Annotated in this window: 16 protein-coding genes; 2 read left to right on the forward strand and 14 right to left on the reverse strand. The window is 43.9% G+C overall.

Annotation, left to right across the window (positions count from 1 at the left end; all coding sequences use genetic code 11):
* Window positions 1-187 precede the first annotated feature (187 nt).
* From HMPREF9378_RS01580 to HMPREF9378_RS01520, 13 genes are all read right to left on the reverse strand, one after another.
* Complete coding sequence (locus HMPREF9378_RS01580) at window positions 188-1,033, reverse strand: aldo/keto reductase (protein WP_002914308.1); 846 nt, start codon at window positions 1,031-1,033, stop codon at window positions 188-190.
* Between the two features lie 76 nt (window positions 1,034-1,109).
* Window positions 1,110-1,304 carry a hypothetical protein gene (locus HMPREF9378_RS01575; protein WP_002903311.1) on the reverse strand — a complete coding sequence of 65 codons (195 nt, stop codon included), beginning with the start codon at window positions 1,302-1,304 and terminating at the stop codon, window positions 1,110-1,112.
* A 157-nt stretch (window positions 1,305-1,461) separates the two neighbouring features.
* Window positions 1,462-2,613, reverse strand: coding sequence for an N-acetylglucosamine-6-phosphate deacetylase (gene nagA, locus HMPREF9378_RS01570; protein WP_004189807.1), 1,152 nt, complete (start codon window positions 2,611-2,613; stop codon window positions 1,462-1,464).
* A 240-nt stretch (window positions 2,614-2,853) separates the two neighbouring features.
* Complete coding sequence (gene rbfA, locus HMPREF9378_RS01565) at window positions 2,854-3,204, reverse strand: 30S ribosome-binding factor RbfA (RefSeq protein WP_002893555.1); 351 nt, start codon at window positions 3,202-3,204, stop codon at window positions 2,854-2,856.
* 176 nt (window positions 3,205-3,380) lie between these two features.
* Window positions 3,381-6,173: a translation initiation factor IF-2 gene (gene infB / locus HMPREF9378_RS01560; RefSeq protein WP_002914310.1), complete on the reverse strand. Its 2,793-nt coding sequence runs from the start codon at window positions 6,171-6,173 to the stop codon at window positions 3,381-3,383.
* Window positions 6,174-6,192: 19 nt separating this feature from the next.
* Complete coding sequence (locus HMPREF9378_RS01555) at window positions 6,193-6,489, reverse strand: YlxQ-related RNA-binding protein (protein ID WP_002893557.1); 297 nt, start codon at window positions 6,487-6,489, stop codon at window positions 6,193-6,195.
* Window positions 6,482-6,778 (reverse strand): RNase P modulator RnpM, encoded by a 297-nt coding sequence (gene rnpM, locus HMPREF9378_RS01550; protein ID WP_002893558.1) that lies wholly within the window; start codon window positions 6,776-6,778, stop codon window positions 6,482-6,484. The genes HMPREF9378_RS01555 and rnpM overlap by 8 nt, the downstream gene beginning before the upstream one ends.
* Window positions 6,779-6,788: 10 nt before the next feature.
* Window positions 6,789-8,045, reverse strand: coding sequence for a transcription termination factor NusA (gene nusA / locus HMPREF9378_RS01545; protein ID WP_161595629.1), 1,257 nt, complete (start codon window positions 8,043-8,045; stop codon window positions 6,789-6,791).
* Between the two features lie 59 nt (window positions 8,046-8,104).
* Complete coding sequence (rimP, locus tag HMPREF9378_RS01540; RefSeq protein ID WP_032911363.1) at window positions 8,105-8,593, reverse strand: ribosome maturation factor RimP; 489 nt, start codon at window positions 8,591-8,593, stop codon at window positions 8,105-8,107.
* Between the two features lie 199 nt (window positions 8,594-8,792).
* Window positions 8,793-9,431 carry a tRNA (guanosine(46)-N7)-methyltransferase TrmB gene (trmB, locus tag HMPREF9378_RS01535; RefSeq protein WP_002896910.1) on the reverse strand — a complete coding sequence of 213 codons (639 nt, stop codon included), beginning with the start codon at window positions 9,429-9,431 and terminating at the stop codon, window positions 8,793-8,795.
* On the reverse strand, window positions 9,428-10,222 hold the full coding sequence (gene ccrZ, locus HMPREF9378_RS01530) for a cell cycle regulator CcrZ (RefSeq protein ID WP_002893562.1): 795 nt from the start codon (window positions 10,220-10,222) through the stop codon (window positions 9,428-9,430). The genes trmB and ccrZ overlap by 4 nt, the downstream gene beginning before the upstream one ends.
* A 50-nt stretch (window positions 10,223-10,272) precedes the next feature.
* Complete coding sequence (locus HMPREF9378_RS01525; RefSeq protein ID WP_002914315.1) at window positions 10,273-11,319, reverse strand: ABC transporter permease; 1,047 nt, start codon at window positions 11,317-11,319, stop codon at window positions 10,273-10,275.
* Window positions 11,316-12,047, reverse strand: a complete 732-nt coding sequence (locus tag HMPREF9378_RS01520; protein ID WP_032906116.1) for an ABC transporter ATP-binding protein — start codon at window positions 12,045-12,047, stop codon at window positions 11,316-11,318. The genes HMPREF9378_RS01525 and HMPREF9378_RS01520 overlap by 4 nt, the downstream gene beginning before the upstream one ends.
* 68 nt (window positions 12,048-12,115) lie before the next feature.
* Here HMPREF9378_RS01520 and HMPREF9378_RS01515 point away from each other — a divergent pair, with 68 nt between their 5' ends.
* Entirely contained in the window at window positions 12,116-12,526 is a 411-nt protein-coding gene (locus HMPREF9378_RS01515; protein ID WP_002914317.1) for an HIT family protein, read from the forward strand.
* A gap of 9 nt (window positions 12,527-12,535) precedes the next feature.
* Entirely contained in the window at window positions 12,536-12,823 is a 288-nt protein-coding gene (locus HMPREF9378_RS01510; protein WP_002896907.1) for a hypothetical protein, read from the forward strand.
* A gap of 131 nt (window positions 12,824-12,954) precedes the next feature.
* On the opposite strand, the gene HMPREF9378_RS01505 is transcribed toward HMPREF9378_RS01510, so the two are convergent.
* A complete protein-coding gene (locus HMPREF9378_RS01505; protein WP_002901342.1) occupies window positions 12,955-15,615 on the reverse strand; it encodes a J domain-containing protein in 2,661 nt (886 codons plus the stop codon).
* Window positions 15,616-15,627 lie beyond the last annotated feature (12 nt).

A 15,627-nucleotide genomic window follows, 5' to 3' on the forward strand; every position in this document is an offset into this window, starting at 1 on the left:
TAAAATCTATTATTTCTTATTATACCATTTTTTCACTCGTTTCTTATTCATTACATAAAATAACTCAGTAAATTTAAAAATCTCTCAATCTATAAATTGAGAGATTAATTTTATCTACACCATTTTCGTGTATAAAATGAAATAAATTAGACATTGACTTCTAGCAATTTCCTATTTATGTTTTCACCTAAAAATCCATCCCATCCGGATTTGGTGCGCCACCGGCCAAACCGCTGACATTTTTGAGCACTTCCAAATCAGCAGCATCTAACTCGATGCCAAAGCAGTCCAGATTGCTGGCAATCCGGCTCGGAGTGACCGACTTAGGCAGGGGCAGGAAGCCTTCCTGCAAGCTCCAAGCTAGCGCGACTTGGGCAATAGTCTTGCCATACTTGTAAGCCACAGCCTGTACGGCCGGATTTTGGAAGAGTTCTCCTTGGCCAAATGGTCCCCAAGCTTCCAGTAAAATCTCATGCTCACGGCAGAAGTCCACCGCCTCTGTCTGATAGACACCTGGAGCCAGGCGGATTTGATTGATAGCAGGAGTCATGCGCGCTGTTTCAAGCAAGGCTTCTAAGTGATGAGGCAGGAAATTGCTGACGCCAATCGCTCGAATCTTGCCGAGATTATAAAGATCTTCCATAGCCCGCCAGACTTCGGCATTGCGCTTTTTCCAAGCATCGTTTTCCCTCAGGGGTTTGGGATTAGGCCAGTGGATGAGGTATAGGTCCAGATAGTCCAGTCCCAACCGCTCCACTGAGGCAGCAAAGGCCTCTTGAGCCTCCTCATAAGTATGAATGTCATTCCAGAGCTTGGTCGTGATGAAGAGTTCCTCCCGCGGAATGCCGCTGTCCTTGATTGCCCGTCCGACACTCTCTTCGTTCTTATAGATGGCTGCCGTATCAATGTGACGATAGCCTGCCTTAAGAGCGGCTAATGTTGCCTGATAGGCTTCTTCGCCATCCTGAGCCTTCCAAGTACCGAAGCCCAGCACCGGAATGCCAACACCATTGTTCAAAAGATATTCTCTCATCTCATGTCTCCTTTACAAGTTCCATCTACTGCCTTCAGCAAGGCAGCTGCTACAGCAATCACAAGAGCAGAACTGCTCACTTCTTTTCCTTTTTCTTCAGTATTGGCTTGGGTTTAAAGATATTTTCCTTGGTCGGCTCCATGCCTTTACTGAAAAAGCTATAGATAATGAAAGCAACTCCTGCAACAAGGATCAAGATTCGACCAAAGATCAGTCCCGCCAGCAGTAAAACAAGTCCCATTATCAAAAATTTCGCATCAATTCGTTTCATAGCCTACTCCTGTTTACATTATAGTCTCATTATATCACGCCTAAGAAAGCAATTCAAATCTAGGAGAAGGCTATCAAGTAGCTTGACAAGCAAAAAGAACAGGTTTCCCTGCTCTTTCTGAAAAATATAAGGAGACTAATTTAAATACCTGCGGTTCTCATACATGGAATCGTTCTTGACCATCAAGATAAGTAGCTACCAGCTCTAAATCTTTATCTAAAACGATAAAGTCAGCATCGTAGCCTTCCTTGATCTGTCCGCAGACATCATCAATATGGACGGATTTTGCTGGAATCAGGCTAGCCATCATGACTGCCTGATGAGGATTGGCAATGCCCCATTTGACCACATTTTTCAATCCGTCCTTGAGCTTGAGGATAGAGCCAGCTAGATTGCCCGTTGACTTGAGCCGAGCTGTTCCTTCCGCCACAACCACTGGAAATTCTCCCAGCATGTAGTCACCATCTTCAAGACCTCCTGCGGTCATACAGTCAGTAATGAGGGCAATATTTTCATGTCCCTTCTGCTTGAGCAAGATGTCACAGGCCTTAGGGTCCACATGGTGGCCGTCACAAATCAGTTCCGCATAGGTGTGGGGCAACTCATACATGGCACCAACCATGCCTAGCTCCCGATGAGTCAAGCCCCGCATACCATTGTAAGCATGCACCCAGACACTGGCACCTGCTTCGACCGCAGTTTTGGCTTCATCATAGGTTGCGTTAGAATGCCCCAGTGCAACAGTCACGCCTTCATCAGTCAGCGTGCGGACAAAATCCTCCACGCCATCACGTTCTGGCGCGAGAGCAATTTTATTGAGCAAGCCATTTGCGGCCTTCTGCCAAGCACGAAACTCATCCATGCTAGGATCTTTCATATAGGCAGGATTTTGGGCACCCTTATACTTCTCGGTGAAGTAAGGCCCTTCAAAATAGAGACCGCGAATCTTGGCCCCGCTGGCTTCTTGATAGCGTGCACCGATATTTTCAGTTACTGCTAAGAGCCGCTCATAGGATGAGGTCAGGGTTGTCGGTAAAAAGCTGGTCACACCGGTAGTCAAGAGACCCTCACTCATGGTATGAAGAGTTCCTTCGATGTTATTGTCCATGACATCAACACCGCCGAAGCCGTGAATATGAGTATCCACCAGACCTGGTGCAATCGAGTAGCCACTGTAGTCTATGACTTCTGCATCCTGCGGAACAGACTGCACCAACTTGCCGAACTTGCCGTCAATCAGCTCTAAATAACCGCCCTGACGAATTCCCTGAGGATAGAAAAATTGATCTGCTTTGATATATGTAGGCATAAGACTGCCTCCCTTGTTCTTGACTTCTGTATTCTCTGCCATTCAAAGCGGAATTCTGTGATAGAGCTAGCATCTTTCTATAGCTACTTTCTAACTCCCGCTTTTGAATCTTTGAGTTTTCTTGACTATATTATAACTCTTTCTTTTTTATTTGTAAATGGTATATACCTATTTTTATAAAAAATTGTTATATTAAATTTAAAAATAAGAAAACCCAGCCATAACAGCTGAGTTTCTGCTTTATTTTTTCTCTAAATCGCGCAGCATCTGGTCGATTTTATTGCCATACTCGATGGATTCGTCCTTGACAAAGGTCAAATCTGGAATCTTGTACATCTTCAGATTGTGACCCAGCTCTCGCTTAATGGTACCGGTCGCTTTTTCCAGACCGGTCTGAGCTTTTTGATTATCAGAGGCCAGATTGCTCATAATCGTGTAGTAGACCTTGGCCATGGATAGGTCGCCCAGCATCTGGACATCAGTGATGGTCACTCCCTGCACCCGCGGGTCACGAACTTTCTTCTGCAAGATTTCATTGACTTCGCGCTTGATTTCCATGCCTACACGGTCTGTACGAAAATTATTTGCCATGAGATTTCCTTTCTAATTTTTCTCTTCTGCAATATAAGCTAGGCCTAGCCTAGCTTATATGTTTTGTTTTAGTTGAATAAGGTTTCTTCTAAACTCTTGGTGAAAAAACGTGGGACTAGAAGTATAAACTTCCACCAAATATGATTTCACTGCAAGTTTTTAACGGACTACTTATCTTATTTCTTAATTTCTTCCATGATATAGGCTTCGATCGTGTCATCTACTTGGATGTCATTGTAGCCATCAATCATGAGTCCACCTTCGCGGCCGTTAGTAACTTCCTTAACATCATCCTTGAAGTGCTTGAGGCTGGCAAGCTCACCATCGTAAATCACGACGCCGTCACGGATAACACGAACCTTGGAATCACGGGTAACTTTACCATTGATAACCATAAATCCACCGATAGTACCAACCTTGGAAACCTTGAAGGTCTCGCGGATAAGAGCTTCCCCGATGATTTTTTCTTCGTATTCTGGATCCAGCATTCCCTTCATGGCATCTTCCATTTCTTCGATAACCTTGTAGATAATGCTGTGGAGACGGATTTCGACATCATCAGCTTCTGCCTGCTGGCGAGCTTGAGATGTTGGACGAACGTTAAATCCGATGATGAAGGCATTTGAAGCTTCTGCCAGTGTTACGTCAGATTCATTGATAGCACCAACCGCTGAGTGGACGATAGTAATCTTAACGCCTTCCACTTCAATCTTCTGCAGAGAAGCAGACAGGGCTTCTACAGAACCTTGCACATCAGCCTTGATGATAACATTGACAGACTTAACTTCACCAGCTTTGAGAGTATCAAAGAGATTTTCCAGACTGACGCGGTGAGTAGCTTGACGCTGTTTGAGAAGGGCACGTTTGGCACGTTCTTCACCGGCTGCACGCGCAGCTTTTTCATCTTCATAGACCGCAAAGTGGTCACCAGCCATCGGAGTTTCATTGAGACCAGTGATAGAAACCGGTGTAGATGGTCCTGCCACCTTCACGCGACGGCCCAGGTCATTGGTCATAGCCCGAACCCGACCGAAGGTATTTCCAACAACGATTGGATCCTGCACATTCAGAGTTCCCTGCTGAACCAGAAGGGTTGCGACAGCACCTTTTCCTTTATCCAGACGGGCCTCGATAACTGTACCAATCGCTCGAACAGTCGGATCTGCCTTGAGCTCTTGGATTTCAGCCACCAAGAGGACTGTTTCCAGCAAGCTGTCGATATTTTGATTGAATTTCGCTGAGATTTCAACAAATTCAGAATCTCCGCCCCAAGCTGTTGACATGACACCATGCTCAGCCAATTCACCAATCACGCGCTCAGGATTCGCTCCTGGCTTATCAATCTTGTTGATAGCTACGATGATTGGGACATCAGCCGCCTTGGAGTGGTTGATAGCTTCAATCGTTTGCGGCATAACACCGTCATCAGCCGCTACGACCAGGATAGTGATATCCGTCACAGAGGCACCGCGGGCCCGCATAGAAGTAAAGGCCGCGTGACCAGGCGTATCCAAGAAAGTAATCTTCTTGCCGCTTTCCTCGATCTGGTAAGCACCGATGTGCTGAGTAATACCACCAGCTTCACCTGTTGCTACGCGAGAGTTACGCAGGGTATCCAAGAGGGTTGTTTTACCATGGTCAACGTGTCCCATGATGGTGACAACTGGCGGACGCTCTACCAAGGCATCTTGGTTGATATATCCTTCTTCTACGAAGAAGCGCTCAATGTCAGCTGTGTCAACTTCCACCTTCTTCTTAGCTTCGATACCATAGTCCACCATGAGGAGCTCAATAGTATCGCCGTCAAGAGATTGGTTTTGCGTTGCCATCACGCCCATCATAAAGAGTTTCTTGACAATTTCAGCTGGCTCGCGCTTGATCCGTTTTGCAATTTCTGCAACGGTCATTCCGTCTGTATATTCAAATTCAGTTGGCAACTCATGGAACTTACGTTCTGTAACAGGTTTTGGTGCCTGATTATTGTTGCCCTTTCCTTTTTTATTTTTCTTGTTTTTATTCCAATTACTATTTCTTTGATTTCTCACTTGATTTTGACTGCTTCGATTCTTTTGTTGTTTTCTTGGACCTTCTTCTTCGCGATCAAAATCATCGCGCTTCTTATCTGGTCGAGCTTGCTTCTTACGACGCGTATCCACAGCGGCTGGCGCTGGGCTTGGATTCGCTGCTGGTGCAGATGGAGCTGGTGCAGGCTGAACTGGTGCACTTGCTTCTGCCTTAGGCTGCTCCTTGCGGCGGTTTTGCCGTTCCATAACTTCTTTTGCTTCCTGAGCTTGCTTAAAGCGTTCCTCGCTGGAGCGAGCGTATTCAGCATTCTGCTCTGCTTTCAAAGCTGCTGCCCGAGCCTTAAAGTCAATCTTTGGTCCTTGAGGCTGTTGGCGATTTTGGCCGTTAAATCCTTGATGATTCTGACCATTTCGGCGGCCATCTTGACCACGATTATCGCGACGGTCATTTGGACGATTGCCCCTATCTCGGTCGTTGCGGTTTCCGCGATTCTTATTTCGATTATCGCGGTCCTCACGCTTGCCTTGCTCTTTATTTTGTGGTTTGCGGTTGCCTTGCTGCTTACGGCGCTCTGCCTCTTCTTTGGCTCTCGCTTCACGCTCTGCCTTAAAGTTCCGGCTTTGCGGGCGCTTGACAGGCGCTGCCGTTTCTGCTTTCGCTTCTGGCTTAGCAGTTACTTTTGCCTCTGTCTGTTCTGCCTTGACTGGCGCAGCCTCTTTGGCAGGAGTTTTTTGCGGTGACGGCTGAGCTGCTACAGGCTTTTCTGCAGTGGCTTGAGGTGCGGCTGCTTTTGTAAAGCTGGATTTGATTCGCTCACCAGCGTCAGCTTCTACGCTGGACGAATGACTTTTGACATCCAGACCCAGCTCCTTCGCACGAGCCACTACCTCCTTGCTTTCTTTTCCCAGTTCTTTGGCGATTTCATACAATCTTACTTTAGACAAATCTTGTCCTCCTCTTCTATTACATAAGAGACCTCATTTTCTTTGTAAAACCAGCATCTGTCACGGCGAGCACTTTTCTGGCCTTGCCAATGGCAGAGCTTAATTCCAGTGTTGAAAACACGGTTGATACTTCTACTTGGTAGTAACGACTTTTATCAGTGATTTTCTTGCTGAGATTAGGAGCTGCATCCTGGGCCAAAAAGACCAGATGTGCTTTTCCCTCCTGGATAGCTTTGACGGTCAGCTCCTCACCAGAAATGATGCGGCCAGCCCGCTGAGCCAGACCCAGCAAATTTGCAAGTTTCTCTTTATTCAAGACCTAACTCTCTTCTTTTGACCTTATGATCGACATAAGCGATTAACTCATCATAGAAAGCCTCATCCACTTCCATACTAAAGCTGCGGTTAAAGACCCGCTTCTTCTTAGCCTGAAGGGCTTCTTGATTGTCCAGCTTGATATAGGCCCCACGGCCGTTGGCCTTGCCTGTCGGATCGATAAAGACTTGACCTTCCTTATTCTTGACAATCCGCAGCAAATCACGCTTGTCAATCACTTCGTTGGACACCACTGATTTTCTTAAAGGGATTTTTCTTGTTTTTGCCATTCCAGCCCCCTTAGTCTAGTTCTTCAGCTTCGCTTTCTAAACCAGCTGTTTCTAGTACAGTTTCCTCTGCAGCTGCGTCAAAGTCTGTTGCTTCTGCTGCTGAAACTTCTGTCTCTAAGACAGCTGCATCCCCAAGAATTTCTTCAGCTTCCTGAGCAAATCCGCCCAGTTCATTGGCTGCTTCCATTTCTTCAAACTCTGTGGCAGACTTGATATCGATTCTAAAGCCTGTCAAATGAGCTGCCAAGCGTACGTTCTGTCCGCGACGGCCGATAGCCAGAGAAAGCTTGTTGTCCGGTACAACAACCAAAGCCCGCTTGTTATCTTCTTGGTTAAAGATAACTTGGTCAACCTCTGCTGGAGCAATAGCATTGTAGATAAATTCAGCTGGATCTGCTACCCACTCGATGACGTCGATATTTTCTTCAGTCGGCACCATACGGCCACTCTTCGGATCGTATTTGGCAGGATGGAACTTGCTCGTAATTTTCTTGATATTGGCTCCACCGCGTCCGACGATTGTTCCAATGGCATCCACATTAGGGTTGTGGCTGCGAACCGCTACCTTGGTCCGATCGCCTGCTTCCCGTGACACGCTCATGATTTCCACAGTTCCGTCATAGACTTCAGGGATTTCCTGCTCCATCAAGCGCTTGATCATTTCTGGATGGCTGCGGCTGACAAAGACATTGACACCGCGAGGATTATCTTCTACCTTGTAGACAAAGACTTCGATGCGATCATGAGAGGCAAAGACCTCACCAGGAATCTGGTCTTGCTTCGATAGCTGCGCTTCAATGCTACCAAGATTGACATAGATAAAGCGATTGTCAAAGCGCTCCACAGTCCCGCTCATGATTTCATTTTCATGTTCTTTATAGGTATTGTAGGTGATAGCACGAGTTTGTTTGCGCATCTTTTCCATGATGGTTTGCTTGGCAGACTGAGCAGCGACCCGGCCAAATTCAGCTGGTGCTTCTTCAAACTTGATTTTATCTCCCAACTCATAGGCTGAACTGATAGCCAAGGCATCTTTGAGGCTGATTTCCAAACGGCTGTCAAAGACCTCGTCCACGACTTCGCGAACAGTATAGACGCGGAAATCTCCTGACTTTTCGTCAAACTCAATGGCTGCGCTGTCTGCCTGACCATAGCGACGACGATAGGCTGAGCGGAGTGACTCGGTCACTGCGTCAATGATATCTTCTTTCTTGATTCCTTTGTCTTCTTCCAAAATGCGGAAGGCCTCTAGCATTTCTTTACTCATTTTCATGTGACTTTTGCCGAAACAAAAGTGTTCCTTTCTTTTCTATATTGCTTCTGCTGCTAAAACTTAACGGCTAATCTGGCTTTGGAAACCAGACTGTAGGGAATTTCGACTTCTTTTCTGCGAGTCTTGTCCAGATATTCCATGTGCAGAACATCCTCTTCAAAGCTCAGCAAGGTGCCTTCAAAGACTTTCTGCTTGTCAACAGCCTTATAGAGACTGACATTGATATAACTGCCGACTGCATCGGCTAGCTGTTCCTTGGTCTTGAGCGGGCGCTCCAAGCCTGGACTGGTCACTTCCAGAAAATACTGTTCCGGGAAGGGATCTGGCTTGATTTGATCCAAGAGCGGACTGATAATATCCGTCAAATCTGCTGTATCATTGACCGTAATGCCCTCAGACTTATCTACAAAGACACTGAGAACGTAGTCCCCGCCCATCTTTCCGTACTCAATATCGATTAATTCATAGGGGGCCAAAATGGCTGGTTCAATAACCTCCCTCACCAATTCAACAATCGTTGCGATATGACGACACCTCCTCACAGATAAGAGGCGAAGATACTTCCTCGCCTCTCTTTCCTTATTCATTACTAGTATTATAGCACGACAAGTCCCAGAATGCAAGGGAAATATGCCATGTAAGCTTGTTAAGACGGAATTTCACTTAAAACGTTCTTATTTTTAAGCAAAATTCTTTCCCAATAATAAAGTCTTCAAGGAGTATTTCCTCAAAGACTCTTTCTTATTCAAATGCTGCTTCCACCCGGTAGATGACTTGTCCCTTGTTAGCAAATTTCTGCTCATACTCAGTCAGGACATTGTCCTCAAAGTCGCTGGCATGCAAATCTAACCACACACCCTTTAACTTCATACCATACTGAGAAAAGCTTACTAGGCTATACTCAAAAAGACCGCGGTTGTCCGTTTTGAAGTGGATTTCTCCATTTTCCGGCAAAATCTGCTGATAGGTTGCCAGAAAGGACTGATAGGTCAGACGGCGCTTTTCATGACGTTTCTTGGGCCAAGGATCTGAGAAGTTCAGATAGAGGCGGTCAATCTCGCCATCTTCAAAATAATCAGTCAGATCCGAACCGTCCACCCATAATAACTTGATATTGGGCACATCTGTTGCCAGCACCTTGTCTAAGGCATAGCTGAGGACCGATTTTTGAATATCAATCCCAATGTAATTGATCTCAGGATTGGCCTTGGCCATACCGGACACAAAAGCTCCTTTGCCACTGCCAACCTCTACATGAATGGGGTGATCATTGCCAAAAATCTCCTGCCATCTGCCCTTGGCGTCTGCCGGATTCAAAATCACATACTGGGGATGCGCCTCCAGCAGTTCCGTCGCTCCCTTACGATTCCTTACTCTCATTGTCCTCTTCCGTATTTAGAACGGAAGTTTCGTAATGCGTAAATCTCCCGGTTCACATTTTCTAAATCATTATTTTCATAGTATTTGGCAATCTGCATCAGATAAGAATACTGACCAAACCAGTATAGCTTATTGAAAACAGTCTGATTATACTTATAGCCATAGGCGCTCAGCCACTCTTGCCAACCTGAATCAGGCACATAATGGCTCAAAATATGAGCCACATCCATCATCCTGTCTGTCAGGCGCACAGAATCCCAATCCACTAAGTAAATAAGCCCGCTGTCGGTCTCTACCCAGTTGCTGTGGCGCACATCTCCGTGAACGATGGTCGCATAATCCTCACGAAAGGCCGGCACAGTCTGGCGTAGGTCGCGGATAACAGATTGCAGATATTGATTATTTCTCAAAGCAAGCGGCACTTGATTGAGCCAAGCATTCAGCAAATCAGTTGGCGTTTCCAGTGTATAGCCCAGCTTGGTCAGCTGCGTCATCAACGGGCGCGAGCGATGCAGCCGAGTCAAAATATTGATTACTTGCTTTTTGGACATATCATTTGGGGTCAGTATAGTGCCTGAAAGCCATTCCTGCCCGCTCATTACGTTGCCGTCCGGCATCCGGCGGCTCCACAAAAGCTGTGGTGCGATTTGTTCTCGAGCTAAGCCTGCTAAGATAGGGGTTGTATTCATCTTGACGAAAACGCGTCCCCCGTCCGGATAAGTCCCCATATAGGCCTTTCCGCTCTTACCAGCTATCGGTGTCAGGGTCAGCTCGTTATCAACCAAGTCCATGTTTCCCCTCCGTAAAAAGTTTCTTTATCATTTTACTAGTTTTACCTCTTTTAGTCAACCAATCTCCGTAACTTAAACGGCAGATAGAACAGATAGAGTAGGGCAGTTGCTCCCAGCATAGCCAGCACTGCTGTCTTGTCTTGGAAAAATAGCAGAGCAGTCAGCACTTCAGCCAAGAGAACACTGCTGCCAATAGATGTGATAATTTGTCTTGCTCCCTTCAGCTTTTCCTCTATTTCAATCGGAAAAAGCTGGGTCAAAAATTGATAGTCAAAAGCTTCGTATAAGGCCGTCAGCTGGAAGAGCAAGAGGTAATTGAATAAGACCGCAAAAGCTGCAGCAATCCAAGCTTGACTGACAAAAATCAAGGCCAAAAGAGCTAGAAAGAGTAGTCTTAGGGTTAACGCAAACAAATCTCCATTTCGCAAGTAAGAACGCAAAAAGAGATTCTGCCAGGTCTTACTATGCTGCTTGCCCACAAGTCTCGTCAAACCATCAAGATAGGCCCTGCGCTTGACACTGTTTGAAATGCCTTTAACATTGGTAAAGAGAGCAAAGAAGCGCAGAATCGTCTGCTTTCGGGCTGCTTCATAAGCCACCAGAGCCTGCCAATCTAAACCATTTTCAGTAAAGAACTTCTTAGCCTTAGCCTGAAACAAAAACCATTTTAAGACTAGCATAAGGAGGCAGTAAAGCCCGAAGCCCCAAACAGGCAATCCCAGAGCCAGAAAAAGCGGAGCCAGTAACAGTAAGATTCCAGTCTGTAAGACTGCATACAAGAGATAGGAACGCAGAATCTGAGCCTTGATAAAAGCCCTGACTTCTGCTTCTCTGACCAATAGAAAGAGAGCATCCGGCTTTTCCAGATAGGTCGCAATCCGTCCAAAAGGCAGGATAAAGAGCGATAGAATAACCAGACTAGCAATAATGGGGAGGTGATTAGTCGGAAAGTGCCGCAAAAGCTGACTGTACTGAACACCTAAAAATCCCATAAAAATCAGTAGAAAGAGCACGAAATGATCATTAAGAACATAACGCAGGTATTTCAGACACTGCTGACGAAAATCCTGCTTTCGTTTAGCAAATAATTCTTTCATAGCGCTGCCTCTTCTGTCAGGGCCAGATAGATGTCATTCAGACTAGCATCCGGCATTTGAAATTGAGCACGCAACTCAGTCAAGCTGCCCTTGGCCCGTACTTGGCCCTTGTGCAAGATTACAAAACTATCACACATCTTCTCGGCAGAGTCCAGGACATGGGTGCTCATCAGAATCGACTTACCCTTCTTCTTTTCCTCATCTAAGAGTTGGATAAGGTCTGCAATAGCTACCGGATCCAGACCCAGAAAAGGCTCATCTACGATAAAAAGGCTGGGATCAACTACAAAAGCACAGATAATCATCACTTTTTGCTTCATCCCTTTTGAAAAGTGAACAGGGAACCAATCTAATTTTTCCTTGAGTCGGAACATTTCCAGCAACTTATCCACACGCTCAAAAGCTGTCTCCTGCTCAATGTCGTAAGCCATAGCTACCGTCTCAATGTGCTCGCGCAGGGTCAATTCTTCGTAGAGACTAGGCGTTTCCGGAATAAAACCGATTTTCTTGCGGTAATCACTGGGATTAGTCCGCAGCTCCAGTCCATCAATTTGAATCTGCCCCTTATAAGGCGTCAAAAGACCGATAATCTCATTGATAGTCGTGGACTTGCCCGCACCGTTGAGACCAATCAGACCAACCAGCTGGCCATTGCCCACTTCAAAGCTGACATCCTTTAAAACCGGGATATTAACATAGCCGCCCGTAAGCTCTTTGATTTCTAACATATTTTCTCCGAATTCTGGTATAATGGTTCTTATATTATAACAAAATCTAGCGAATAGAGGTACCATTTATGGCTGATTGTATTTTTTGTAAAATTATTGTCGGAGAGATCCCTTCTTCTAAAGTCTACGAAGACGAGAAAGTCCTTGCTTTTCTAGATATTTCCCAGGTAACACCAGGTCATACCTTGGTTGTCCCTAAAGAGCATTTCCGAAATGTGCTGGATATGGATGCTGACAGCACCAGTCTGCTCTTCGCTCGCGTACCTGATATTGCTCGAAAGGTGATGAAAGCCACAGGTGCAGCTGGTATGAATATCATCAACAACAACGAAGAAATTGCTGGACAGACTGTCTTTCATACCCATGTGCATTTGGCACCGCGCTACAGTGATGCAGATGACCTCAAGATTACTTTCGCAGCCCACGAACCAGACTTTCCATCTCTGGCCGAATTAGCTGAGAAGATTGCGCAAGCTTAAGGAGGGAATATGAAACTTTCAAATATTTTCCTATTTATCGGTGCCGCTGCAGCCAGTTACAAGCTGGTTGAAAACCGTCAAAAAATTCAAGAAGAAATCATTGAAACAACAGATAGCCTAGACAAAGTTAAGGACAGTCTAGCCAATATCCAACGAAATATTGCCATCATTCAAGAGCAAAAAGAGCAAGTCAAAGACATCGCTCAAGATCTTACCTATAAATATAAAGTCCTTGAAAACCAAGCTCAAGTGCAGATCCAGCAAGTCAAAGACATCTGGGAAAAGTACGAGTCTTGATAGAGAAAAACTCCAGTTTTTAGCTGGAGTTTTTCTCTATCAAAAGGTGCTGTTTTTGAAATACGAAATGGTTCTCTGAAAACTTTTTCTACATCTATTTATCACAACTTATTCTTCTTCATAAAAAGGGACTATTTTCCTTTACGGATATTTCGAAAAAGGAGGATTAGCATAAGGACAAATAGTCCTTCTAGAAAGAAGAAAGCAACCTCACTATTCATTATAAGGGAATCAACTTCAATACTATATCGGCGTAACCCTGCTATATTAAAAAATAGAATCCTAAGAAATCGTCGAAGAAAGATAAACAGCTGCAAACTATAAATTATGAAGACCTTTTTAACTCCAATTATTAAACGTTGTTCTTTTGTAAAATAAGACATAGCAACAGCATTTAATAGCAGCATGACTGTTAGGCTAAGGGTGTCTTGCCGAAGAATCATAGGATCAAAGTAACTAAGTCTAAAGTGAATGAGAGGAGAAAATTGAAAAAGAAGAATCCCTATTAAACTTGGAAAGAAAATTTTCTTAAGCGAAGGCGGAAAGTCTAGACTCAATCTCGTAAAGGACAAAATAATGAGCAGGATAATCAGAATAATGCTATAGAATATGACAACACCTGAAACCAATTGGCTTCTTTTTGCCAAAGCAGAAAGAAAACCAGCAGAAAGAAAAATACCAATAGGAGTAAGCCAATCTAGTGAATAATTCCATTTTGGACCCTTATTAACCTTAAATCCATCAATAAAGCAGAAAAATGTTATAAAAGAGAGTCCAACGATAAGTCCAAGAGGTAAAAACGGAATGGCTAAGAAAAGGAATAAAATTCCCATAACCCACATATTGAGATTGTAGTAAAGTTTGGGCTTCATACCTCGAGCAAAATCCCCTTCTTCCATGGGTGTTTGTCGCATTCTCAATATATAATAGTAAAAAAGAGATACCATTCCTACATAAACCCAAGAATTTAATCCAAGACGTTGCTCTTGGGTACTTTGTATGAGGCTAAATACAGTCAAAACAGCAAATACAAACTGCAGAAATTTATTGGTGAATATCTGTCTTTTTTTCCAAGACGAATAGGATAGTTTCGACTTAGGATAACTGAGCTCATAGGCATAGGCTGTCATCTCTTCAAGTTTCTTGTCCGTCTCCTCTGTCATCATATGTGGAGCAATTTTAGAAGTAGTAAATCTTCCAAGAACAAATCTCAAGACTTCTCCATCTGTGAAGCGTCGATACTCCTTGTATATCTGTTCAAACAAGACAGTTAGAATACGAGGCTTTTCTTTAAAATATTGCTTCCACTCATCCCAATCATTGATGAGTTCATCACTTTTCGTTAGTTTTTCAACATAAAGATAGCCTTCGTAATACCAATATTCAAAATTCTCCTTATTATCTAGTTCAAACTCTTTTACAACAGAAGGATAGGACTGAACAATATTCCAGAATTGTAGCTTTTTCAGATAGGGATTCGACTCCTCGTCACTTGAACGCTCTACAAATTGGAGTATCAGGGTTAAAACCTTTTTATTCTTTAAAGGATAGACATCCACTTTTTCTAACAAAGATAGTAAAAGTGATTGATCCTTAACCCTTTCAAAAAGAAATTGCCAATCACGCAATAGACTATAGTCGTCTTCATAATGAGCGTTTAGCAGTTCATAAAAAACTACCTCAACCTCATCAGGGTTATCTAAAGAGTATTGATTAAAGTCAACATTTTCACCAAGTTTTACCTTTAATTTCTTTAAGTACTCAGCTAGGTCATCAAACTGTTCACGATCCTCTTCAAACATTACTTGTCGCACCTTTTCAAGGATATAAGTTAAAACAGGGACACTCTTAATTATCTGACGCTTCTGACTCACTTGAAACAGCACGACAAAAGCAAGATGCGGGTGCTTAAAAAAATCTATCCAAGATGTTAGTTGATTTGCTTTTTTAGAATCTTTGAGAATTTCTTGGCATAAAAGATATGAAGCGTAAAATTGCTCAGTCTCTTCTTTTGCACTTGCAATAGATTTCTGTTTTTCTACTGCCCCTGCCCTTTTGATTTCCCAATGATTCAGTTTGTAATAGTAACTCCAGTTGCGAAAATCAGGGACATAGTCTTTCAGTAAAGGTATGATGATAGAGAATTGTTCAGGCTTGTTAAAAATATAAACATCCATTTCCTCTAGGACAGTCTGAACAACACTCATGTCATATCTATACTGACTAAAGAACTGGCTCCAAAGATTTTCTTGCTCTTCAAAGCTATAATCAGCATTGCCGATTATGCTTTCAATCGAATTCCGAATTATATACGAAGTTTCATTATAGTCGCTAAAATCCAGGGTAGACTTTGCGGTTTCTTCTTGTAACTGCGCTTCCTCCACCTTCAACGTTTCAAAGTTTAGAGAAGTCTCTGGTTCTTCATAGTTTCCGATTGAAGCAGTTGAACGTTTATAGTCACTAAAGTCAAGTAGAGACTTTGCACCTTCCTCTTGCGACTGCTCCTCTTCTATATGTAAAGTATCAAAATCAAGGAAACTTGAAGCAGAGTCTTGGGTTTCCTCACATGTCTGGCTTTCTTGCTGATGGGAAATCGGTTTTCTTAGACCAATCTCTGAGCTAGCATTGATTGATCTTGCATAATTTAAGGCTACTTGATAGGCTTCAACAATTTGCTGATAGATTTCTGGTTGGTCTTCAGGATGATAATGTCGAACCAGCTCAGCATAACGTCTCCGAATTGCTTTGACATCATGAGTTGGCTCAATACCTAAAGTTTCCCATATACTCATATTTTCTCCTCT

It is taken from the genome of Streptococcus sanguinis SK1 = NCTC 7863 (assembly GCF_000194945.1).
In the GTDB taxonomy this organism is placed as follows: domain Bacteria; phylum Bacillota; class Bacilli; order Lactobacillales; family Streptococcaceae; genus Streptococcus; species Streptococcus sanguinis.